This is a genomic window from Aliiglaciecola sp. 3_MG-2023, assembly GCF_030548205.1.
Taxonomy (GTDB): domain Bacteria; phylum Pseudomonadota; class Gammaproteobacteria; order Enterobacterales; family Alteromonadaceae; genus Aliiglaciecola.
The window spans coordinates 52,197-74,178 of the sequence record NZ_JAUORV010000007.1; the positions used below are offsets into that span (position 1 = coordinate 52,197).

Annotated in this window: 16 protein-coding genes; 5 read left to right on the forward strand and 11 right to left on the reverse strand. The window is 37.6% G+C overall.

Annotation, left to right across the window (positions count from 1 at the left end):
* Positions 1–3: 3 nt before the first annotated feature.
* The 7 genes from Q4574_RS09630 to Q4574_RS09660 all read right to left on the reverse strand — a co-directional run bounded on the left by Q4574_RS09630 (position 4) and on the right by Q4574_RS09660 (position 6,377).
* Complete coding sequence (locus tag Q4574_RS09630) at positions 4–393, reverse strand: F0F1 ATP synthase subunit epsilon (protein ID WP_303473855.1); 390 nt, start codon at positions 391–393, stop codon at positions 4–6.
* The gene (gene atpD / locus Q4574_RS09635; protein WP_303474064.1) at positions 383–1,840 is read right to left on the reverse strand and encodes a F0F1 ATP synthase subunit beta; all 1,458 of its coding nucleotides are present in this window, start codon (positions 1,838–1,840) and stop codon (positions 383–385) included. Before atpD ends, Q4574_RS09630 begins: the two co-directional genes overlap by 11 nt.
* 140 nt (positions 1,841–1,980) lie before the next feature.
* Positions 1,981–3,060 (reverse strand): 6-phosphofructokinase, encoded by a 1,080-nt coding sequence (locus Q4574_RS09640; protein WP_303473856.1) that lies wholly within the window; start codon positions 3,058–3,060, stop codon positions 1,981–1,983.
* A gap of 278 nt (positions 3,061–3,338) precedes the next feature.
* On the reverse strand, positions 3,339–3,662 hold the full coding sequence (locus Q4574_RS09645; RefSeq protein ID WP_303473858.1) for a DUF3718 domain-containing protein: 324 nt from the start codon (positions 3,660–3,662) through the stop codon (positions 3,339–3,341).
* A 1,240-nt stretch (positions 3,663–4,902) separates the two neighbouring features.
* A complete protein-coding gene (locus Q4574_RS09650; RefSeq protein WP_303473859.1) occupies positions 4,903–5,169 on the reverse strand; it encodes a hypothetical protein in 267 nt (88 codons plus the stop codon).
* Between the two features lie 313 nt (positions 5,170–5,482).
* Positions 5,483–5,677, reverse strand: coding sequence for a hypothetical protein (locus Q4574_RS09655; protein WP_303473860.1), 195 nt, complete (start codon positions 5,675–5,677; stop codon positions 5,483–5,485).
* A 208-nt stretch (positions 5,678–5,885) separates the two neighbouring features.
* Positions 5,886–6,377, reverse strand: coding sequence for a hypothetical protein (locus Q4574_RS09660; RefSeq protein ID WP_303473862.1), 492 nt, complete (start codon positions 6,375–6,377; stop codon positions 5,886–5,888).
* 299 nt (positions 6,378–6,676) lie between these two features.
* On the opposite strand from Q4574_RS09660, the gene Q4574_RS09665 reads away from it, so the two are divergent.
* Complete coding sequence (locus tag Q4574_RS09665) at positions 6,677–7,465, forward strand: hypothetical protein (RefSeq protein ID WP_303473863.1); 789 nt, start codon at positions 6,677–6,679, stop codon at positions 7,463–7,465.
* A 50-nt stretch (positions 7,466–7,515) separates the two neighbouring features.
* Positions 7,516–8,646 (forward strand): ADP-ribosylglycohydrolase family protein, encoded by a 1,131-nt coding sequence (locus Q4574_RS09670; RefSeq protein ID WP_303473864.1) that lies wholly within the window; start codon positions 7,516–7,518, stop codon positions 8,644–8,646.
* Positions 8,647–8,661: 15 nt separating this feature from the next.
* Here the strand turns inward: Q4574_RS09670 and Q4574_RS09675 are convergent, their stop codons facing one another.
* Positions 8,662–9,609: a WYL domain-containing protein gene (locus Q4574_RS09675; RefSeq protein WP_303473865.1), complete on the reverse strand. Its 948-nt coding sequence runs from the start codon at positions 9,607–9,609 to the stop codon at positions 8,662–8,664.
* Positions 9,610–9,993: 384 nt separating this feature from the next.
* Positions 9,994–14,655, reverse strand: coding sequence for a tetratricopeptide repeat protein (locus Q4574_RS09680; protein WP_303473866.1), 4,662 nt, complete (start codon positions 14,653–14,655; stop codon positions 9,994–9,996).
* Positions 14,656–15,171: 516 nt separating this feature from the next.
* Between Q4574_RS09680 and Q4574_RS09685 the strand changes: the two genes are divergently transcribed.
* The 3 genes from Q4574_RS09685 (at position 15,172) to Q4574_RS09695 (ending at position 19,367) form a co-directional block, all read left to right on the forward strand.
* On the forward strand, positions 15,172–16,410 hold the full coding sequence (locus Q4574_RS09685; RefSeq protein ID WP_303473867.1) for an AAA family ATPase: 1,239 nt from the start codon (positions 15,172–15,174) through the stop codon (positions 16,408–16,410).
* A gap of 61 nt (positions 16,411–16,471) precedes the next feature.
* Positions 16,472–17,356, forward strand: coding sequence for a hypothetical protein (locus Q4574_RS09690; RefSeq protein ID WP_303473868.1), 885 nt, complete (start codon positions 16,472–16,474; stop codon positions 17,354–17,356).
* A 1,525-nt stretch (positions 17,357–18,881) separates the two neighbouring features.
* Complete coding sequence (locus Q4574_RS09695) at positions 18,882–19,367, forward strand: hypothetical protein (protein WP_303473871.1); 486 nt, start codon at positions 18,882–18,884, stop codon at positions 19,365–19,367.
* 89 nt (positions 19,368–19,456) lie between these two features.
* On the opposite strand, the gene Q4574_RS09700 is transcribed toward Q4574_RS09695, so the two are convergent.
* Positions 19,457–20,611: a hypothetical protein gene (locus Q4574_RS09700; RefSeq protein ID WP_303473872.1), complete on the reverse strand. Its 1,155-nt coding sequence runs from the start codon at positions 20,609–20,611 to the stop codon at positions 19,457–19,459.
* Between the two features lie 360 nt (positions 20,612–20,971).
* Complete coding sequence (locus Q4574_RS09705) at positions 20,972–21,925, reverse strand: transposase (protein WP_303473873.1); 954 nt, start codon at positions 21,923–21,925, stop codon at positions 20,972–20,974.
* Positions 21,926–21,982 lie beyond the last annotated feature (57 nt).

The following is a 21,982-nucleotide window of genomic DNA, read 5'->3' on the forward strand; positions in this document are numbered from 1 at the left end:
TAATCAATCTTTCGATATAGATGAAAACTGTTTTAAGAAAGTGGTTTCCAATTTGGCTAATACACTTCGCAATTCCAACTGTTCCTGATCCGCCTTTAAAAACTCTTGTTCCACTGTTTGGTGTAATTGCTCTAAAGAACTCCCAACGACAGCTCTGCGCACTGATATGAGAAGTTGCTTGCCAGTTTTAACTAGCATCCCTTCGTCAACCGCAATATAGGAATGCTGATCAGCTGAGTTTTGATAGGTTAAAATTCCAGGGACAACGGGTGTCACACAATCAAGCCGATTCGCTAATATCCCGAAGCTGCCTTCTGGTGTTTCTATAACCACACTGACCACATCGCGTAATTCCAAAAAGACCTGGTTGGGGAGTAAAATTTTAACTAGCATGGTGATTTTCCTGTTGCTCTGGCTCAACATTATTGGTTTTGGATTCTGATGCTTCATTGATGTCACCAATCATGTAGAGCGCGCTTTCTGGATACTCATCAAAACTACCCTGTAAAATTTGCTCGCAGCCACTGAGGGCATTTTCTAGGCTTACAAATTTCCCCTTCATTCCAGTAAATTGTTCTGTAGTGAAAAAGGGCTGGGTAAAAAAACGTTCTAAACGGCGAGCTCGGATAACAATTTTACGATCCTTATTGGCAAGCTGTTCTAATCCAAGCATTGCTATAATGTCTTTTAATTCATCATACTGGGCTAGGATCTCTCTCACTTCTTGGGCTATTTTGTAATGTCGCTCACCCACAATATTGGCTGTGGCCAAGCTGGAGCTGGATTGCAGTGGGTCGATTGAAGGGTATAGGCCTTCACTGGCCCGTTTGCGTGAAAGTACTAAGGTGGCTGACAGATGGGAGAATGTGTGTGTGGCTGCAGGATCAGTAAAGTCGTCAGCGGGGACGTATACTGCTTGAATAGAGGTAATAGCGCCATTTTGCGTGTTTGCTATACGTTCTTCTAAACCGGATAATTCGGTTCCTAAGGTGGGTTGGTATCCCATTCGAGAGGGCATTTGCCCCATTAACCCTGAGACTTCTGAACCAGCTTGAATAAAGCGAAAAATGTTGTCGATTAATAGCAGCACATCTTTATGCTCATCATCACGAAAGTATTCTGCCATGGTTAGTGCACTATGACCGATACGAAAGCGACTGCCCGGTGGTTCGTTCATCTGTCCGAATAACATGACCATGTTATCTAATACGCCAGCTTCTTTCATTTCCCGGTAGAGCTCTTCTCCTTCGCGGCAACGCTCACCAATCCCACAAAATATACTTACCCCTTGTTGATGGCTTACCATATTGTGGATCATTTCTGTTAATAGTACGGTTTTACCCACACCAGCCCCGCCAAACAATCCGGCCTTCCCCCCTCGTTCAAGGGGACACAAAACATCAACAATTTTGATTCCAGTTTCAAAAATTTGTAACTGGCTAGAAAGTTTGGACAAAGGGGGAGGAGCTTGGTGGACACTGCGGCGCTGGCATTGATGATCAAAGCTTTTACCATCTATGGGCTTGCCGAACACATTAAACATGCGCGATATATTTTGTTTGCCAATGGGAACAGTTAGAGGCTGACCTGAGTCTTCAGCTTGCATTCCTCTGGCTAATCCTTGGGTAGGAGTAAGGGCGATAGTACGAACCTTGTTGCCAGGTAATTGGGTTAGTACTTCTAAGGCGATAGTGCGATTTATAGCATAAATAATAGTATGGATAGCTGGTGGTTTATGTTCGAATTTAATTTCTACAATACTTCCACGCACGGCACTCACCACGCCAAATTGCTTGGGGGCGCGCTGCTTCGATTCTGATACCGTATTGGCGGGTTCCATTCTTGACATTAACGATCTGCCTTAGTCTAGAAGAAAATAATTTTTTACCGATGCTACTTAGCGATTACCAAGTATATTTACCCTTGATATAGCTTGTTTCAAACTATCTTAAAAATGCCTACTTTTACGTTAATTAAAATTTAGAAACCTGTGGTTGCTTTTAAGTTTTCAACGCCAAAACTGATGCCTAAACAAAGTGCACTTTGTAAAGTAATGTTATCTTTAGCGACCCCTCTAGTTTGATTTGCAACTTGCTCTAAAAGTACGCTGGTCAATTGATTTTTCTGTTGAACTACCACTCGACCATATAATTTTTCAGCGACGAGCTTGGCGGCGAATGCACCAACGTTTGTTGCAAAAATTCTGTCATTTGCAGTGGGAGAGCCACCGCGTTGAATATGCCCTAAAGCGGTCGCTCTAACTTCACCTTTTAGGCGCGTTTCCAACTGCCCCTTTAATACATCTGAAATGCCCCCCAGGCGAATTGGGTCTGGGCTATCTGAAATCGTTTCTTGCACCGCCATAGCACCATTTTTAGGCTTAGCACCTTCAGCAACAACAATGATTGAGTAGTGTTGCTCACTGGCCCGTAATTCACATGCCTTCACTATTTCATCAAGATCGTATGGAAACTCGGGGATCAAAATGACATCTGCACCACCGGCGACACCTGCATGCAGTGCTATCCAGCCTGCGTAGCGGCCCATGGTTTCAAGGATCATAATGCGTTTATGTGAGTGACCTGTTGTACGCAGTCTGTCGATGGCTTCGGTGACAATTGAAACGGCAGTTTGAAAGCCAAACGTGCGCTCAGTACACATTAAATCGTTATCAATGGTTTTAGGCACACCAACAATATTCATCCCCAGCTTAGACAGCTCATAGGCAATGGACATAGTGCCATCCCCCCCAATCATCACCACTGCGTCTAAACCTAGCTCATGATAATAAGACATCACATCTGCCGAGCAGTCTCTGCCTTGATAATCAAAAGGATTGGCTTTATTGCTAGTGCCCAAAATCGTACCACCTAGGGGAAGGATCCCACTGCAATCTGCATAGCTAAGTTGACGAACATGACGTTTCAATAAACCATCAAAACCATCTTCAATACCTATAATTTCAGCATTATTGTTTAGCATTAATGATTTCGCTACAGCTCGTATTGCAGCATTTAAACCCTGACAATCACCACCGCCAGTAAGAATGCCTATCCGCATTTATCAACTTCCTAGGTTTATTCAATATCAATGTCGTGTTGTATGTTGAGCATTAATTATTCTCAGACTTTACCACTATAGTGTGATTACGCTATTAGTAATAACCCTTAGTTTGGTCAATTATGTAGACGCAATTTACAGGGTTTAAATCAGTCTAGAATATCGGAAGATATTCTCTTAAAGACTATTGAGGGATGATTCAAGCATAAAAAAAGACGCTAAAAAGCGTCTTCATTTGTGTGTTTTTACGGCGAGATAGGGTTAAATTCCCATCCTTTTTACAAGCTGGCAATGGTACCCGCCTTGTTGTATTTTCCGCTGGTCAAAAAGCTATTCATTTTTTCTGGGTTTTCACCGAATTGTTCAACGAAATTAACCAGATCAAGCTCATTGCATTTAACATTTTCAACAACGAAACGTTTGCTTAAACGCGAGTCGTTAATTGCTTTGGATAATTTAGCTTTGCTGCCTTTAGTCGCGGCAACACATAATTTGGTTGTAATAGAATTATCGGTAGGGACTATTACATTTGCAGCATTTGCTAGTCCAATTGAGCTGATGGCTAAAACTGAAATTGCGATTGATTTAGTTAATGTATTCATTGTTTTTTTTCCTTTGGTCTTAGTTTGGTGTAGCGATTGTGATTCACAGTACATAGAGCAAAGGAAATGCCAAAAATTATTTTTGTTTATAATCAATTGGTTAGTGATTTTCATAAAATGTAGGAATGAGTTTGTTAGTTATTTTGACTATGTAAATTTATGTTTTGACCAAAAAATAGCAATTTTAAAAAATGACTACTGTTTTGCTAAGAATTGGACCGTTTGGCAGAAGTCATTCTTTAACAGTGTGCAGTTGTTGATGGGGTAATAGTAATTGCATACTCTAGAGGGGAGGGGATTTTACTTAGTCTGTTTGATGAAGAAGCCAGTATCTTTGTTTAATTTTTGTTTGAATTAAACAGTGTTACAAGTTGCACTAATTTGTGAGGGCTTAAGCAGAAAACAACAAGATTTTATTATTTAAAAAGCCTATGAACTCAGCAGCTCCTCAACAAAGGAATTTGAAAGTACATAGTCACGTTTTTCTCTTATGCAACATAGATTAAATAGCGTGTTCCTAGTAACAAGGATCGTATTTAGGCAATAAATATCCATTGCTGCCATTATGAAAGTCACGACCTCGATTGACAGCTATATTTAATTTAAAGTTCTTTGAGGTCTTTAAATGAATACTAAATCTAAACGAAATTTTCTGATAATAGCGAGAGCTCAAGAAAGACATTTTTTGGGAGAGTGTGGTCAAGTGTCCCCATGACATACCCTTCACACAATAAACACATCATCCTTAGCTTTCTAAGCTCGTTCTACTTTGACCATGAGTGAGATATTCTGCTGCGTATTCACTACCGCCAATTCAATCGCTTCATTGACTCTATTTTTAATTAGGAGCCCGGCGGTTTTGATTGAGCAAAGCTTCAACATTGCCTTCCGCACGGGCTTCTTTGTATCGATAAAAGTTGTCCCATGATATGACCATACAGATTTGTGTGTTGTTACCTAGTTCTTCAGCAAAATTAAGCAAACCGACTGTGTATAACTTCAGGATTGTTAGTTTGTAACGTGAGAGTTACCTTTTTGTTTAAGTTGGATTCGATATCCATACTTTTATCTGGTAACTCTCTATTTTAAAAGGATATATGAACTATATTATTGCTAATAATTCCTTGCATTATTGAGTAGGAATAACCCATTTTTTTGTTTCTGAATCATATTGCAAATGAAATGTACGGTACTGAACTGAGCCCACTCTCTACTTTTCAAGAAGAAATGTCAGATTAATTCAATTTATCTCATTATCAATATCATCAAGAGTTTTACTGCCCATCATTACTATAGTCATTAGTGTTAGAATAAATGACACAGTAAAGTCTGCTCCAAATGATTCCATAGTGCGAGATATGCTCATGAAAAAACTACCGATACCATACCACTCTGCGAATATTAAGTTTTTTCCGATGTATCTGCTTGCATCAGAAATCCATACATTGATAAAAAAATCTGCCAATGCTAAGTTAACGACCCAGATAGCAATAATTATTTGCCCCATAATTGTGTCCTCTTTGTGTTGTGCTTCTCGTTATTAAGAACCTACTTAATATAAATAACCATAATTGCTAAAAACTAAACTAAAATAGGTTTTAAATCAAAACCATAGGCAGGTATCAATGCCTGTTACTAGAATAATCAGAATTATTCTCTTTTTCTTTTGTGGCAATTAATTAAGTTCCCCTTTGAAGCCCTTCGAAAACCTGATTTTACAAGCGCTAAAACAACCTTATAAAATAACTAGGTTTCCCGCTAGGGTCGTCTTAATCGAGTTGCACTAATGGTCATGTTCTAAACGCAATTACAATAGGTAATCAATAATAGTAACCTTCAGTCCAATCTGCTGACCACATCATATCCTGACAACCTGAGTAGTTACTTGCACACCCAGTATCGTCAAGTTCCAAGTTTACGGAATTACCAAGTGGATAGCCTGTAAGATTTGTAACGATACTGGGTAGATCTTCATCTAGAAGCAACTGTTCATCTGGAAAGCTTGTTGTAATCATCGTAAACCTTGAACTTGAGTTTTAACACACTGTTGTCACTGTCACCCGTATATGAATTTGATCAAATAGATCAGGGGTGGATGCAAATTAACACCACTAATCCCCATTTCACATTAAAACCTAGATTTGAGCACGCTAAGTTGATCTCTGGCTAGAGATCTATGTCTGAGCTTTCTAGCAGGCGAAGCCAATGCTTAACACTCAAGGTTTAACCTTGAGTGGGAATAACCCATTTTTTTGTTTCTGAATCATATTGCAAATGAAATGTATGGCGCTGAACTGGGCCCACTCTAATACTACAATAATCAGCCCATTCTTGGTCTTCCATAACTTTTTGTTTCAACTCCACTTTGATCCTAGCTACATTGTTGTAGATTGTTTCTTCTAAAATCGTGTAGTTAGAGCAGAATAGCTCTTCGCTCCCAAGCAGCATCTTAAAAGCAAAAATGCTGTCTTCAGAAAAACCATCTGAGGTATTTGTTTCATCAGCTATGTGGCTCTTCAGAAAATCAGCAGTTGAAGGCGCAACAAAGTCGTGAAAGTTACCCACACCATCAGTTCTTAACATTTCTGCATACGCTGGAAATGCTTCGCTTGCGGATATTTTTCCATCACCATCAGTATCTTGACTGTCACTAAAACAACCAGACAATGCGAATGATAAAGTTGCGATAGAGCTTAACAAAACGAGTTTATTCATTTAATTTTCCTTTATTAGACAAACCAAAATATCTTTTTTAAAAACACGATGACTAAAAACTGTTGAAGCCAAAACTCTTTGAAGTTAATGAATTCAACCGTAGTTGATGGCAGTAAATATACTGACGCAGACGGAATAGATCTTTCCATCAAGAAAATAATTAGGAGATATAAGCATTTTAGTTGACGGAAATTTTTATTCTGCTTCGAGCTGTATATTCAAATTACTGAATTGAACAAATACATTTTTGTATTCGGCTAATTCTATCAACACGTTTTTTATCAAACCTTGGAGTGTATATGCAGCAGGATATCAACCAGGCTATTTACAACATATTGATGCGAGCCAAAAGTCATTCGTTTTTGGTAGACATCAGTTCGCCTTGTAAACCAATTAAGGTTGCTTTTAGTGACCGTATTGAGTTTATGAAAAAGCTGGTTGTTGGTTCGGCGCGGATAGATGAGTTTGATGACCAAGTGATTTTAGAGGTGTTAGTAAGGCAGTATTTGGGCGAAATTGAACTCGCACGTAAATCCCCTTGGCCAAATAGCCTTTATGGTGAAGATTGTGTAGTGTTCATTAGAGCTAAACATAGGTTAGAGCATGATGCAGAAACAACCATCCAAAGTGTCGCTAAACTAGAGTGTGATAATCATCAAATAAAAGTGTTTAGCAATCCTAATGATCACGAAGAAGTGTGGATATTTATCTTCGGATATTCGTCAAATGCGTCTCAAATTGAGATAGACCTAAATACGGTATTAATTAACGTTAATAGAGGTAACCAGGCCAACGAAATTGGCTCCAAAGACATTCAACGATATTTTGTACTGCCGCAAAAAATCAATCAACAATCACCTAAAAGCTTTTCACAACAATTAATCGCCAATCTTTTTAACGAGTTTTCTATCAAGCGAGAATTTGAGCCTACTTGGATGCTGCCTTATATAGGTGTTCTGAGTTTATCTGTCGATGATTTTTCTAACATTGATAATTATCTAGAAGAGGCTTTTCGCCATCTTATGAACTACTCTTCACAACAAAAAAATCGGACTAAACCCAATTTCAGCAATCTTATTTTCAAATAGAAACTACGTGTAAATACGCCAAATATATCAATCAAATTTATGAGGTAACTATGCAAAATATTGCAATAAAAAGTGACAACAAAGCTATTTCACAAGCTTCGACTCCAATGCTTTTGAATTTTGAGCGTGCAATGTTAGCGGCAGCAATAGGTGATGCATTTGGATTGCCGATGGAGTTTTTTAGTGATCAAAAAATCAAACAGTCGGGACTCCACCTATACAATTATGACGGACAATTAACATTTTTAGGTAAAACCAGCGACGACACGCAATTAAACCTATTTACCGCAGAAGGTATTATTTATTCTAAATACACTAACAAACAAAACGTTAATGATTACCAACTGATAAACGACACGATAGTCCTTGAAGTGGCTCGCGCATATCAGCGCTGGCTATACACGCAGAATGAAGTCAGCGTATTTTGTGAAAAAATTGATACTGAAGCTGGATTAGTGTCTCATCCTGAATTAAACCAGCGAGTTGAACCAGGCGATACTTGCATAAGTGCACTGAAAGATATGGAATATCCCTCACAGAGTGCATACAACTTTAGTAAAGGCTCAGGCGTGACCATTAAAAACCTGCCGATAGCAATGGTGTATGCAGCTCAATCTTCTAGTTCATGTTCTTTAAGTTGTCATCAAAAAGCGTTGGCAAGTTTTGACTTAGGATTCAAAGTGGCGCAAATCACTCATGGACATCCTATCGCAAAATTAACAGCGGCAGCTATTGCAACCCTGCTCTTTTTTAATTTACAACGAGGTCCTAGTAAAAGCACATTAATGTACTCCATGGCAATGACTAGAGAGTTAATGATAAGTAACCTGGCGAATATATTGTCTTTTAGTTTTGATATTCAAAAGAGCCATATTGAACACGTCATCGAGCTACTTAATAACGATTTTTACGAAGGTGTTAACTGTGTATCTGCTTACGGACAAGGTTGGTGTGCTGATGAGACATTGGCAATGGCTTTATACTGCGCTCTTCATGCCGAAACATTCGAACAATTATTGGTAATGAGTGCCTGTCATTCTGGAGATTCGGATTCTACTTGTAGCTTAGCTGCGTCGATTTTTGTATCAGCAAGAGGTGGTGAGGGTATGCCTGATTATTTGGTAGAAAAGCTAGAACTGAGGGATATTGTAAAAGTAATAACTGAAAAATTCATTTATTAGTCAAGGCTTGTTCAGTTAACCAACTCGATTTAAATCGAGTTGGTTTTCACGGTACTCATGGATGAGGCGTTCTGAACCTATGATGTTAACGTGGTTGCCAAGAGACATTAAATCTTCTATAAATTTAACACTTAGGCGGCGATTAAAGGATACACGAGCCTTTCGGAATGAAGAGTCAGTATTTTCAAACTGCCAGTCCTCACAAAAACGCGGTCTTTCCTCGCGGTAAAGATCCACTGCTTTAGAAGACAACTCCAAAACAATATGCTCTTTATTATCGCTAATAAAGTGCTCTTCAATCCCACTTTGTAGAATACCTATGGCGTCACTTTGAGACAAAACATGAAAATGCTTTTCGTCATGCTTTTTGCATAAATCAAGCATCTTCATTACCGTGTAAGCCCTTTTTTCACCGTGTTTATTAAATGCGATCATGACAGTATGTCTACCGTCTTTAATAATGCCTATGGGCTCTACAATGCGCTCACTAGTGCCTTGCTTTCCCTTAATATAAGAGAAAACTAATTTACGTTTATGCTGGATCGCATCTTTAATAGTATTTACACGCTCCATTAGCCCTTTGTCTAAACGGTCAACCACATCGGCGCTTAATCCAATCAGCCTCTCTTGTAGCTCAAAGTCATTTAAGCGCTCTGATGAAGCTTTATTGACTCTTCCATCCTCATTTGCACTCAATTGCGTCAGACGTTTTAGGTCCAGAGTATTTAAGTGGGGTTTCTTATAAAACCTTGCAGCGCGGCCCCCCTCAACACGGCATATGTGGCCACCATCAATGAGAGGCTTTAGCTTATTCCTAATATTTCTCATTTGGCTGTCGGGAGTACCTTTACCACGAATATGTTCAGGTAGCTTTGCATTAAGCTCTGCTACCGATATAGCATCACTGATTGTTGTTGCAGAAATGAAAGTAGCAAGCTCTAGAGATTGACTAATTAAGCACATAAAAAACCCTCGACGTAGTGGAATGATCGATAACAATTAAACAAAAAAATTATTTTAGGATTGAAAGTTAGTAGCCAAACTAATTAGCAAAATAGCTACCGTTTTATTTCTTTGCCCGAAGGGCTATTTCATGTGAATAAAAGTGAGTTAGTTAAATAACGTGTCTGTTGACAACGGCGAGCATCTTACACTAATTGAGGTGAAAAGTCAATGTGGAATCATACTCTATTGATTTTGTCAACGTTTGATGGGAATTAATTTTCAAGTGCCAGTTGCAAGCTTATCTAATTACAATGACTTTCCAATATTGGGATTAAGGGACTGGTATATAGCGAATAAAATTAGACACAAATCGTTCACTTTATTCTAAATAAATTTTATACATTATTTTTTGTTTGTTTTAGCCAGTTTTTTCTTGAGACCCATATATCGTTGAGCCCAAACAATTGGCTCTTTATAATAAGCTGTCTCTGCAATGATTAACGCCCGCCTCAAAACTTCAGTCCCCTCTATCATATTTGTAGATTCGATAAAACTATCAGGAATTGTCATCATCACAGACCAAAATTCGAGGCCCCATACTTCAGGCCTTGACGTGTAGAGTTTTTCCAAAACAACTAAAGATTCTCCCATATACCGAATAGTTTCATTTACATTTTCTATTTGCTGCCAGGTTTGGATAAGATGAGTGAGACTATTGTAATAGCTCTCCCCCCATTGTTCAGGTGCTAGTTCAAAGTAAGGTTTAAGTATATTTCGAGCTCTTTTGCCAAGGTTAATTGCTACTTCAAAATACTTTAATTTCATGCTAATGAAACTGAGACTAATTAGACTACCGTAATAATAATTTACCCAGAAATCTGGATCCTTTCTGAAACCATCTTCTCTAATATTTAATGATTGCTGAAAAAGGTTTTTAGCCTGTTCTGTCTCAATGCCTGATTGTACATAGCAAAAGCCGAGATTATTCAGACTAATGCTATAGTCTTCAGCCCAGAGGCTAGGATTATTGGAGAAGCCTTTTTTTCGAATTGCAAGAGCTTTCTTATTAAATAAAATAGCATCAATATTGCGATCTTCGACTTGTATATAGCTTTCTGCAAGGTTATTAAGAGTTGCACTGTAGTTAATTACAGATAGTGTATCGTTTTCATTATAGAGTCGTTTGCTGATAGGTAGTGCAATTTCGCCAATTTTAATTGCATCTTCGTAATTGCTCGCATTCATGTAAAACGTTGCAACATTTATTAAACTAGTTAAATATTGTTTTTCCCAACGATACGGATTGAGACTGAAGCGTTGCGTCAGTATTATCAACGCTCTTTTTCCTATGTTGATCGCGTCTATAACTTTGTCAGATTTATCATAATATGAAGCAAGATTATTAAGGAGTGAGATGTAAATATTTATCCAATATCCAGCGTTTTTACTATAGTTGGGCTCTACAATTTGCAGTGCTTTTACATTTAAATGAATAGCATCATACATTTCACCCCTCGTATAATGCAGTCCTGAACGATTAATAAGGCCATTAACGTATAGGTCGGCCCAAATTTCAGGGTTTTTAATATACAATTTTTTACGAATGTCTAGTGCCACTTCTTGCAATTCATTGCACTTTGACAAATTGTCTATTTGGCGATAACTATCCGCAAGATTAACCAAACTATCGCTGTAGTATTCCGCCCATATATCAGGATTTATTCCATACAGTTTTTTTCGAATGAGCAATGCCTTTTTTCCAACACGAATCGACTCTCTATGCCGCTCCATCTCATTATAGATTCCTGCACAAGTGTTCAATAATAAACTGTAAATGCCAGCCCGTTGATCGGGATCTTTACTATATTTAGGTTCAACAATCAATAACGCTTTCTCAATAAGTTTGAGAGCCTCATCTTCTTGACCAACTAAAGCGTATTGACTTGCAAGATTGTTTAAGCTTTTACAATAACCTCGCCAATTTTCATCGGTGGCAGTGTAAAGTTCTTCTTGTATGTTATTTGATTTAGTATTTAGTCGAATCGCTTCATCATTTTGTTCAATTTTACCGTAAAAGAGTGCAAGGGTATGCAAAGTACTACAATACTCACCGCTCCAGAGGGATGGATTTTCTGTATAACAATATTCAGCAATAGTTACTGCGTCCTCCCCAAGACTAATAGCATTTTCGCTCTGCCCTGTTAGGTTGTAGGTAGATGCAAGTGTTCGTAAACTACTGCAAAACGGTTTCCCCCAATATTGAGCATCAATATCATAAGCAAATTCTAATAAACGATTTAAGGAATTTTTCAAGTATAATTGGACTTCGAATTGTGCTTTAGTAGGCTGTTTGAGCTCCAAAAATTTATCGATTTTCTCATTTAAAACGTCCTGACAAAGCGCTACAAATGCATTGAACGTATGACTGTTCTGTCTATAGTTTAATACCTTATCAAGTGTATGTTTTGCTTGTTGTCGCAAAAATAGGGCAAACAATCCGTGGCGATATTGGTGCATGTTTTGGCCTTGCTGCAGGCGTCTGAGTATCTCAAAAACTTCATCCAATATTTCAAGATGCTCGTAAGTAAGCGTTTGTCCACTTTGTTGGTTTAAGAAGGTTTTTATTGGTGACATAGTTGGGTATTTTGATATATCTACGGTACTGAGTTTTGTAATTAACTCACTCACTAAACTACTATCAAAAGGCGCGCCAATTAGTGCCCCTAGCTGTAGGCTAAATGTAGCGGCGTCGCCATATTCAGCAAAATATTGGTGAATAATAAATAAACGCTCTTCCATTACTGCGTATGAGGACAGGGTAAAATTTCTAGTAGTTTCATTTTGGAAACTGTCATGATTAAACGCATCTTGGTGCGCTTCACGTAACAGTTTGAAAACTCGCTCTACAATATGTGAAAGACTTTGTTCTGTTTCAGTATTAATTCTAAACATGCCTTTCTCATTCTGAATAATCAAACGAGCAACATCGGCGTTTCGGTGATAGAAGGCGTCATCGCTGACGACGTTCAGCGCTTCGACAGCAAACAGCGTAACCACCTGCGTTTGTTCTGATATTTGCTCTTCTGTTAACGCTTCGATAAGGGCGCTAGCTATTATATCAGCACTATACTGCGTGGTATTTTGATAAACTGTGCTTATTAATGAGGCTAAAGTGGTTTTATCCATGCCTCTGAGATTAAGTTGTTCAGTTAGCTTGATATTATTAAGTTCTGTTGAACTATTTTTGTTTTGAGATTTTTTGTTGCTTGGAGTGCTAAACAGATTAGCAATTTCGAATAGTTTTAGTTTATGTGGAGACAGATTTTCATCTTGTTTGGCCAACTTAAAACTTGTCTCGCTATCAGACTTTCTTGCTGTTATCAGAAGTTGTACTGAAAACTTAGGCAATAATTGGTTGAGTATGTATTCGGCCGATAATTCATCTATCCATTGAAGATCATCAATAAACAGTAAAAGGGGAACTGCTTTCGCCCCAGGGTTAACAGCTTCTGAAATATTCGATAAATGCATAAGTGCAATATTCAGTTGTTCAAACTGCTCTTGCTTTTTATCTTCCTTATTGTCTGTATCCAGTACATTCATAGTTTGAAACTGGCTTTTATCCAAGGTAAGGGCATCAAATGCTGAACTTGTTGCGTCGTGCATAGTCCCAAAACCTGCACAATCAGCAATAAATTTAACAGCATTTTTTATAGTGCTTTTTCTAGAGCTATATCCCCCACCCACAGCATGCTCAGCGTCATCTTTAGCATTTTTAATTACTATCTTTTTATCATTTATCGCTTGTACCACAAAGTTTTGCTTGGTTTGATAATAATGGGTTAATCGGATTGCTTCTGATTGTATGAATTGCAATAGAGAGGCCAACCCCGTCACTTCAGAATTATGTCCTATTTGGTTTAATAGTCGTAAACGGATTTGACTGCTTAAAAGTGAGTCTTTAGGGTTTGTGATGTTTTCAATATGTTTATTAATTAGCGCTGTTTTACCAGTACCTGGTTCGCCTTTTATCATTGTCCATAGACTTTCTTTGGTTCCCTTAGTTTTTTCTGTACATTCTTTAACGAAATCAAAATACGACTGAGATAATTGTTCTAATTCTTCTTTACGACCAACAAAGGTAGAGGCTTTAATCGCTGGTTTAGGAATGTTGGATCCCGGCTTTTCCAACATGCCATAACGCTGCACCATGTGACGCAACCGTGTCAATGTTGTGTATCTTGTAGAATCGTCTTTGTCAGCGCTTTGTGCAATCGGCGACATGTCGTATGGTTGACGGTCCGTATAATTAAAGACGACAGATATGTTAGTGCTCTCACTTTTTTGATTTAGATCTTTTGCATAAGAAAACAGCAAAGAGCACAGTGATAAAGATGCCGAATCCAAATGATATGGGTTGTTGATAACAATTAGTTTAGGGGCATCTAATCCAAGTGATGTTATCAATTTCATAGTGAATTGTATGGCTTGATGCGGAGTATGTTCTTGACTTATGTTGGTGGCTAATTCAAGCAAGCATTTTTGGGCTTCATTACTTAGATATAACTCGCTACCTAATTGATGCCTTTTATTAGCTAAGTCAGCGATATTATTGCTAACATCTTCGACTTTATCGAGCGCCATGCTCACTGATTTTTCAGAAATATCTTCAGAAAATTTATCTACGACCGTATCAATCAAATCAGATATCTGACTAGTTACATTCTCAGCAACTAAGTCGGCAAGTCCCATCGTAGAGAAACTAACCACCAATTTTAACAAGCTATCAATGGTCTTCTTCGCTTTTAAACTGCTGCTAATTAAATGATAAATAGCATTCAAAATTTGAGCTTTTTCGCCAGCATTTGCATCGATAACTATTATATTTGTCAAATTGTAATTGGATAATTCTGCATCATAGATTTTGCGATAAGTTTCAAATTCGGAGAAGATTTCATTCTCCTTTTTTAGTTGTTCAATATGCTTTTTTTGCACTTCAATAAGTCGCGCTGTTTGACGTGCAGCAATAAGGTCATTGGTAAAGTCTTGGTATAATGTTGTCATGCTTTTAAGTCTCAGTTGAAATACGTGTTTTATTCAAATTTATGGCACTAGTTTATTTATGTGGGGGAGTAAAATACGATAACGTTATTTCTGCGGCCTATATTTATATCAACAACCTATTATACTCATAAGCAAAAATTAACTCTAAGTACATGTTATACAGTAAGTATTTTCACTTTGTTACCTGTTATAATTATATGCTTGGCTCATAAGGTATATATTTACATACCTCTGTTATTCATTACGTATAAATAACGTCCAATTTCCTTTTCTGGCATATTACAAATAAATTTTATTAGCAATTTTGGAATGAGCGGAAATATTATTTCCGGCTGCCTCGTTAATATAGCTGCCATTATCGTATAGCCAGCCAGCTGATAGATACAATTGCAGTCTCTTTATCTGGTTAGCTTTTTTACGGTGATTATTCACCAGTCTCATACACGGTTAATATGCCTTCACGGGCTTTGTTTCTAATGTGCAGATAGATATTACTTTTCTTATTAAGGAATTCTTATGAGCAATAAAAAAGCTATGAAAACTAATCTACATCATGAAATTAGTAACGACCCACTGATGAACCAAAATCAACCGAAAGTTGACAAGACTGTGGAAGATGAGTTTGATCAGGATTTTGCAGATATATTCGATGAGCTTTTAGATTTAGATATTGAAGAAGACGTTTATGACTCGGTTAAAAAAGATCTGAAAGCGCTAGGACCGGTGCGAGATAAAGGTCAAATAGATTATCAAAGCGATAAGTTTGACCCAAATAAAATAGCTATTGTTGACCTGCAAAAATTGCAGAAAGTTATAGAAGAGCAACACAGTGTATCCATAAACAATGAGGATCATTTGTCGACTATAAGCGCATATAAAAATGCGTTGGTGTGCACCATAGAAATGGCTCAGAAAGTTGCCTCTTTAATTGTTGATTTCCCAAACTTTAGTCATGTTATTGAAGATTTAGTAGATAGAATTACCTTGTTATCTATTTCATCAAAACACATGTCTGTGCAATCAATTAATCTTCAAGGGTCTCCAGGTGTAGGTAAAACTACCTTTGTACGCGCATTAGCAGCAGCATTGGGTGTCGATTTTTTTGATTTAACGATTAGCGCTATGATGTCTAAATTTGAACTTTGTGGGGGTAATCCACATTGGAAAAATGCCACTTGTGGGCGGCTGGCTGAATATATGCTTAAAAAAACAAATAATTTCCAACCGATTATATTGTTAGATGATTTGTGCTCAGTGTATACAGGTACCGAGTCTGAACATACCTTGTTGCCAGTATTACTCAATATATTAGAGCCTCATCAAGCTAAACATTTCAAAGACCAGTTTTACGATTTAGAAATTGATCTTTCGGGTGTCATATTTATTTCTACAACCAATAAGTTTTCAAGATTACCTGAAAACATTCAATCTCGTTTGAGTAACTATGAGATAGATTTGCCAGAAGGCGATCAATTCTCTCGGGTAGTTCAAAATATTTACCAGGGGCTTGTCGTTGAAAATGACTTGTCAGACATATTTTCTAAGCAGCTCAACGAAGCAGTCATTGGTAAGCTGCAAAATACCAATCTGCGGCATATAAAACGTTTACTGACCCGGGCAATCAATCAGGCCTATAAACGGTCCGCTGCGGTTTCACTAGAACTTACTCAAATTGCCGTTTCTCTGGCAGATTTAAACTTACTCGAAAAAAACAATCAATCGGGTTTACCTGAGTGTCAGCGGGTTTTGCACTGAAATAGTAAAGCTAAATTCGGCAGGGAACGTATTTGTATTTTAGGCCAGTTTGGGAGATGTCATGAGTAATCAATCAGAATGTTTTGGTTTTATGAAGAAGCGTGAAAAAAGTATTGTTTATTCAGGTATGTACACAAATTTTTCTAACAAATTAGCAAAATTGACCGAAGCCAAACCTAATTGGAAGAGTGGTCTTCAATGGCAATCCCCTTATCGAGGTATAAACTTAGAGCTGACTCGGTTTATTCAAAAAATATGTTTGGCTAATAATGGTCAAAAAGTACAGCTAATCAACCAATTCAATATGATAGCCTCTGCGATTTTGGATTTTTCAGAAATACAAACCTACGTTGAGTTATTTAATCATAAATCCAACATTAGCTTAAAGTCGTTCTTAAAAACCGATAAACGTATATTTAATATCGGTTTTAATGTGCTTAATCAAAACAGTCCAAACCTAGAGCGTGAGGTAGTGTTTGATACCTACAATAAAACGTTGAACACACTCAGTCGAAGTATATGGCCACTATTACCCGTGAGTACGATTACCCGCGGCAAAATACGCGAGGGAACTGAAATAGACCATGAGAGTGACATTGAAAGTAGTTTTGCTGAGCCCAGATTTATCCCGACAGAAACTGATAATTGCACACTAAAAATCGCTCAATCTGCCTACTTCCGGCATTTACTAAATTCACGCTATGAAGGTGACACAATCGATTTAGGGCAATACTTAACCGAGTCTCGGCACCTAAATGTTGCGTATTACACAGATTTGCGTACGCCTTTTTTATGCATCTTGAATATCAATGGTAAAAAAATCCCCTATATTGCCAATTTAGATAGCGAAGACATTTTAGTGAATACCATGGAGTTCCTAAATTTATCTGCTGAGGTAGGTGCGTATATTAACTTACGAGAAAGCTGGCAGTTTTGTTTTCAGTAATAGTTAAAGGCGGAGAAAGTGAAGTATTAGTATAGAATGCCAATCGAGGTCGTGACTTTCATAATGTCGTTGCAATGATCTTAGTACTAATTTTGTTTTCTAATGGTTGTTATTTACACAATCCGCACCGCTACTTGCTAGATACGTTGACTTATTAATTCTTTAAAGCCACTTTTCAAAAATGCGATTTCGGCTGTCGACTGTGCGTGTTCTCTATCCATACTACAAAACTCTTTAATTCTATACTTCAGATGTGGCACAACGACGTGATAAACCGAAAGAGCTTCATTTAAGTCCTTGGTTTTCAACGAGAAACGAACTTCTAATCTGTGCCTCTTACTAATAGTATTGTTAAAGGGTAATAGAAAGCGGAGGTAATAATTTGAGTTACGATTTTTAAGAAGGTAGGGGAGTTTGAAAGCCATATGTGTGACACCTGAGTGTGACACTTTTTCGCACTTTCGACCAAGATGTCGACCTAACTCGTTGAATTATCAACGAATTAGGTCTTAATTGGTGGAGCTGGCGGGAACTTAACAGGGTATGTAATTTATTGTATTTTATATATTAATTATTTTTTATGTTTTTTCTGTCCCACATCCTGTACCACTAAAGCTAATTGTGACCATCAATTACGATTGTTCAATTCTAGTACTTAAAATTTCAACTTCATTATTTTTAAACGCTTTTGTAAATCCACAAAAAAACCATTCACTATCACAATATTCAGCAATGATAGGGACGCTATCTATTTCTTTGCATCTAACCCAGTAATAACCGTCTACTATCAAATCATGCAAAGCTAAATCCTTTAGTTATTAGTTCTGAAAGGTAAAGTGTAAATCATAGTTATCGATCTACAACTTATGAGTTATCGTTTGTATAAAAAGTCTTTAAGTTGCGGGAGTATAAGAAGGAGTATAGCGACGGTACTGATTGAAATGGGAGTAGACTTTTTACCTGCCCCTAGGTGGTCTTATTCAATTGATATTTGAAATCCGCAAAGGAATGAAAACATTAACTTCGAATTATCCATGTAGTTTCCAGTCAACAGGACTCTTTTTTACATACCATATAGAAACAACAACCTAACCTTCAAGGATTAAACCTAGAAAATCTCTGGGATGGGAATTACCCACAAACTCCTAGCCTTGAAGGACCCAATTTCGCCTTTGGTGAGTGATAAACGGGCTGATGGGTTGCTACACCTAAGATTTCATTTAAACGTGAATATGTAGCCAAATATGGCGCTGCAATGGCTTTATTTAAGCAAACCAGCATCCTACTCGAATAAAGGTTAGTGAAGAATTTAAAATCAAACTTACAAACCTTTTTTTAATTATTAATCATATAACGACGATGAAACAACATTTTGCATTTACTCAGAAATGATTTAGTACGGTTGCACATACCCACATCATAGAGTAATTAAAGGACGCTAATTGATATCCATATTCTGTTATTGACACTAAAAGCATCAATGCCTTAGTGTGGTTAAAAAACAACCACAAGGAAATTCAGTAATATGGATAATTTGAAGAAAGGAATTGGGTACCTACTGTTTGGACATGGCTTTATTTTATTAATTAGTTCGATTTTTATGCTTTTTCACTTCATTCCTAAACTTGGGTTTCCTGATGGATTAATACCTTCTTGCATCGCAATATTAGTAGGAATTATCGAAGCGTTTATTGGAATGAAATTAATAAAATTAGGTGAAAAAGATAAGGGGGTTGGTCGTATTTATATCTTGTATTTTTCGATTGGTGCTATGTTGTTGATTGGTGATTTTATCGGGGTAATAAATCAAACTTTAACGCCAAGTGTTGGTGTCACCATTTTGGGGTTTGCTATTACTTCATTTGGGTTGGGGGTCAGAAGTCGTTCTAATTATATTTATCAAAAAAATCAAAAGTTTTCACACGTTGAATATTCCAGACCGTCTGAAAGTGAGTATGAAGGCATCTCGTTAAAAACTAAAAAGAGCAAACACAAACGTTTTATTAAATGAATTTTAGGTTTTGCTAGTTACTTTAAATTTTTATTTCTTTCGTTAGAACTGCAGCTTGTGCCACAGAAAACACAGATGAATTTTACAACTCATATAAATCTATCAAGGTTTTGGCTTTTCCAAACTTTAAGTTTTGTAGCGGCACTGTGAGATGTAAACCAAAATGGTAAAATTGTTTCAGTTACTGTATTTTTCGGGAACCTTTGCTTTCCTCGGTCAGCCAAAATAACAAAATCAAATTTAATTCTTATAGAATTAACATCTTTAAATTTGAGTGGATGCAAAGAGTATTTTTGCCAATGAACTGGGCAGTTAAGGAATATAATATTTCTAATGTTAGTACCGTTCTTTAAAGCGTCCATAACAACATTGCACCCATGGCTATGGGCTATAATATCTAAGCCGGACAAGTTCCTTGCATTTATCCAATCATTTAAGTTCATAGAAGCTACTTCCCTAGCATAATCAGTATAACCACCTTCCCAACGGAAATAATCATTTTGGCTGTAAACATCTGGTCGAATGCTTCTTAAGTGATTGTGGAGCTGCCCAGTGTTAGGTACTGACCATGTGGGGGCATTTGATTGTTTAGTTGGTAGCACGGTACCGTGAATTAGCAATAGGTTTGGTACATTTGACGGGGAGGGGGTTATGCTAAATGGAGTTTGGTTATTAGCACTTGGTATGTGAAGAAACACTCTAGAGACTATAGACGCTAAAATTTGGCTCGTTGTTTCATCTACTTCTCTACCGTAAAACCAACCAATTCTCTGGAATAAATCTAATTCCTTAATGTCGAATAAGTCGATAGCAGAGCAAAGTGCGCATGAACGAATAAGATTGTTAGGTGATCGTAGGCCTAAAGCAACTAATTGTGATGAAGCAAAAACGCTTTTTTGAGAAATCGCGCTTGCTAATACACCATTCAATATTCTGTAAAACTCGGTATCAGAAAAATGTGGAGAATAGATTTTGTCGTAAAAAGATTCATATTCGTTCAAATTATCAAACGAAAACCTATCTTGTGATATTTGGCTTTCGATACACCAAAGTAACAACCCTAGTTCTTCAAGTTCCTCTTCTGCAGGTAAGCAAACATTTTTTACTTCTTCGTCATGTATTATTCCCGCTAACAACATGGCTGCAGCAATAGTTAAAATCACTTTATCGTCAGGCTGCTCTTCTGATTCAAGTGAGCGTAAAGTCTGATTTAATGAAGCGACCTCTGTAACTAAATTGTCCATATCAAATTTATTCCTTATCATTTACTTAGGCTTTGCACATAGAGTCACTATATTTTTATAGCTTGAAGTATGTAAAACACCAAACTACTATTCTGAAATGAAAATAGCTAAAGCTTCCATTCTGGTGTAGTTATCACCGCGAATATACATGGACAGGCACCTTTTAAGGTAGTGAAAATTGAGGCATATAATTTATACTGGAATCTGATGAAAAGTATTAATGCGTTCATAATTTAGGTAAACACCTAAGCAATCATCGATTTCAGGCGACTGAGCATCATGGAGATGAATTTGGCGCGATGCTAGGCCTGCCTCTTGTGCAAAAGACGATTGAAATGAAAACTGATTTTAGGGGAGACGTTAACCCAATGAACTCTTTTGCCGACGCTTTCGTTTATATTCCTTCAATGTACCAGATTGGCCCGCAGCCACGCTAAAATTAGTTTCAAAGGTTAAAAATATATCTTGCCAGGTTTCTTCATCCAATCCTAAGCGCTGCAATATGGGCGAACCACTCATATCTATTGCGCCTCGCTTGTTAGGAACAAAACTACGACCCGATAGGTCCACTAATTTTAGATAGTCGACTAAATCAAACTTTAGTCCTGCCGGTTTTGGCTGCATTGAGTTACCGACAAAGGGCATTAACGTAGAGGGCTGATACCCTTTTTTAAAATCATGAATGCGGCGCTTTATGCTGGTGTGATGAGATGATTCTGGTGTAGTTGCCATTTTAGCGCGTATTGGATTTAAATCTACATACACCATACATGCAGCTAAAGCATGCTCATCCAACAGAGCCTGTGACTTAAATCGCCCTTCCCAAAAATGCCCCGTACAGTTATCTTCTTGGTTTGCTTGTCGGGCAATAGGCTCATTCAATTCTCGCATGAACCAGCTGATGTCGATTAATCGACTTCGATAGACGGATAAAGTGGATTGGAGTGTCATGTGTTCAGCCTCACTAAGCTCAGTAGCTTGCTCAGATGTGAACTTTTGTGAAAGCAGCGTGCCCTTGTGAAGCATATGCCAGCGCTGAGCAACTTCTTTATCCGTCCAGTGTTTTGCTTTGCCAGAGTTCACATACAGTACCACATGGGTGTGATTACTCATTACCGCATATGCACACACGTCAATGGCAAAGACCGTGGTCAAAAATAACAATCTGTCTTCTACCCACTGGCGACGGTGTTCATAACTTTTTCCAGTCAGTTTATCTTCGCCGCACAAAAAAGCCCGACGAACACAGCGGGATATACAATGATAATAAGGGGGGTCTGAAAGACTGATTTGGCGCTTCCGTGGCAATGGCATAATTCATTCCTTGAATTAAGAATACTTAAGCATAGTTGATGTGGGTTACCTTAGAGT

Coding starts and splice junctions, on each gene's coding strand:
- Q4574_RS09690 (WP_303473868.1), top strand. CDS start 16,472: ATGAGTAATCAATCAGAATGTTTTGGTTTTATGAAGAAGCGTGAAAAA.
- Q4574_RS09700 (WP_303473872.1), bottom strand. CDS start 20,611: ATGGACAATTTAGTTACAGAGGTCGCTTCATTAAATCAGACTTTACGC.
- Q4574_RS09660 (WP_303473862.1), bottom strand. CDS start 6,377: ATGAATAAACTCGTTTTGTTAAGCTCTATCGCAACTTTATCATTCGCA.
- Q4574_RS09655 (WP_303473860.1), bottom strand. CDS start 5,677: ATGATTACAACAAGCTTTCCAGATGAACAGTTGCTTCTAGATGAAGAT.
- Q4574_RS09675 (WP_303473865.1), bottom strand. CDS start 9,609: ATGTGCTTAATTAGTCAATCTCTAGAGCTTGCTACTTTCATTTCTGCA.
- Q4574_RS09650 (WP_303473859.1), bottom strand. CDS start 5,169: ATGGGGCAAATAATTATTGCTATCTGGGTCGTTAACTTAGCATTGGCA.
- atpD (WP_303474064.1), bottom strand. CDS start 1,840: ATGGAACCCGCCAATACGGTATCAGAATCGAAGCAGCGCGCCCCCAAG.
- Q4574_RS09665 (WP_303473863.1), top strand. CDS start 6,677: ATGCAGCAGGATATCAACCAGGCTATTTACAACATATTGATGCGAGCC.
- Q4574_RS09705 (WP_303473873.1), bottom strand. CDS start 21,925: ATGCCATTGCCACGGAAGCGCCAAATCAGTCTTTCAGACCCCCCTTAT.
- Q4574_RS09685 (WP_303473867.1), top strand. CDS start 15,172: ATGAGCAATAAAAAAGCTATGAAAACTAATCTACATCATGAAATTAGT.
- Q4574_RS09695 (WP_303473871.1), top strand. CDS start 18,882: ATGGATAATTTGAAGAAAGGAATTGGGTACCTACTGTTTGGACATGGC.
- Q4574_RS09640 (WP_303473856.1), bottom strand. CDS start 3,060: ATGCGGATAGGCATTCTTACTGGCGGTGGTGATTGTCAGGGTTTAAAT.
- Q4574_RS09680 (WP_303473866.1), bottom strand. CDS start 14,655: ATGACAACATTATACCAAGACTTTACCAATGACCTTATTGCTGCACGT.
- Q4574_RS09670 (WP_303473864.1), top strand. CDS start 7,516: ATGCAAAATATTGCAATAAAAAGTGACAACAAAGCTATTTCACAAGCT.
- Q4574_RS09645 (WP_303473858.1), bottom strand. CDS start 3,662: ATGAATACATTAACTAAATCAATCGCAATTTCAGTTTTAGCCATCAGC.
- Q4574_RS09630 (WP_303473855.1), bottom strand. CDS start 393: ATGCTAGTTAAAATTTTACTCCCCAACCAGGTCTTTTTGGAATTACGC.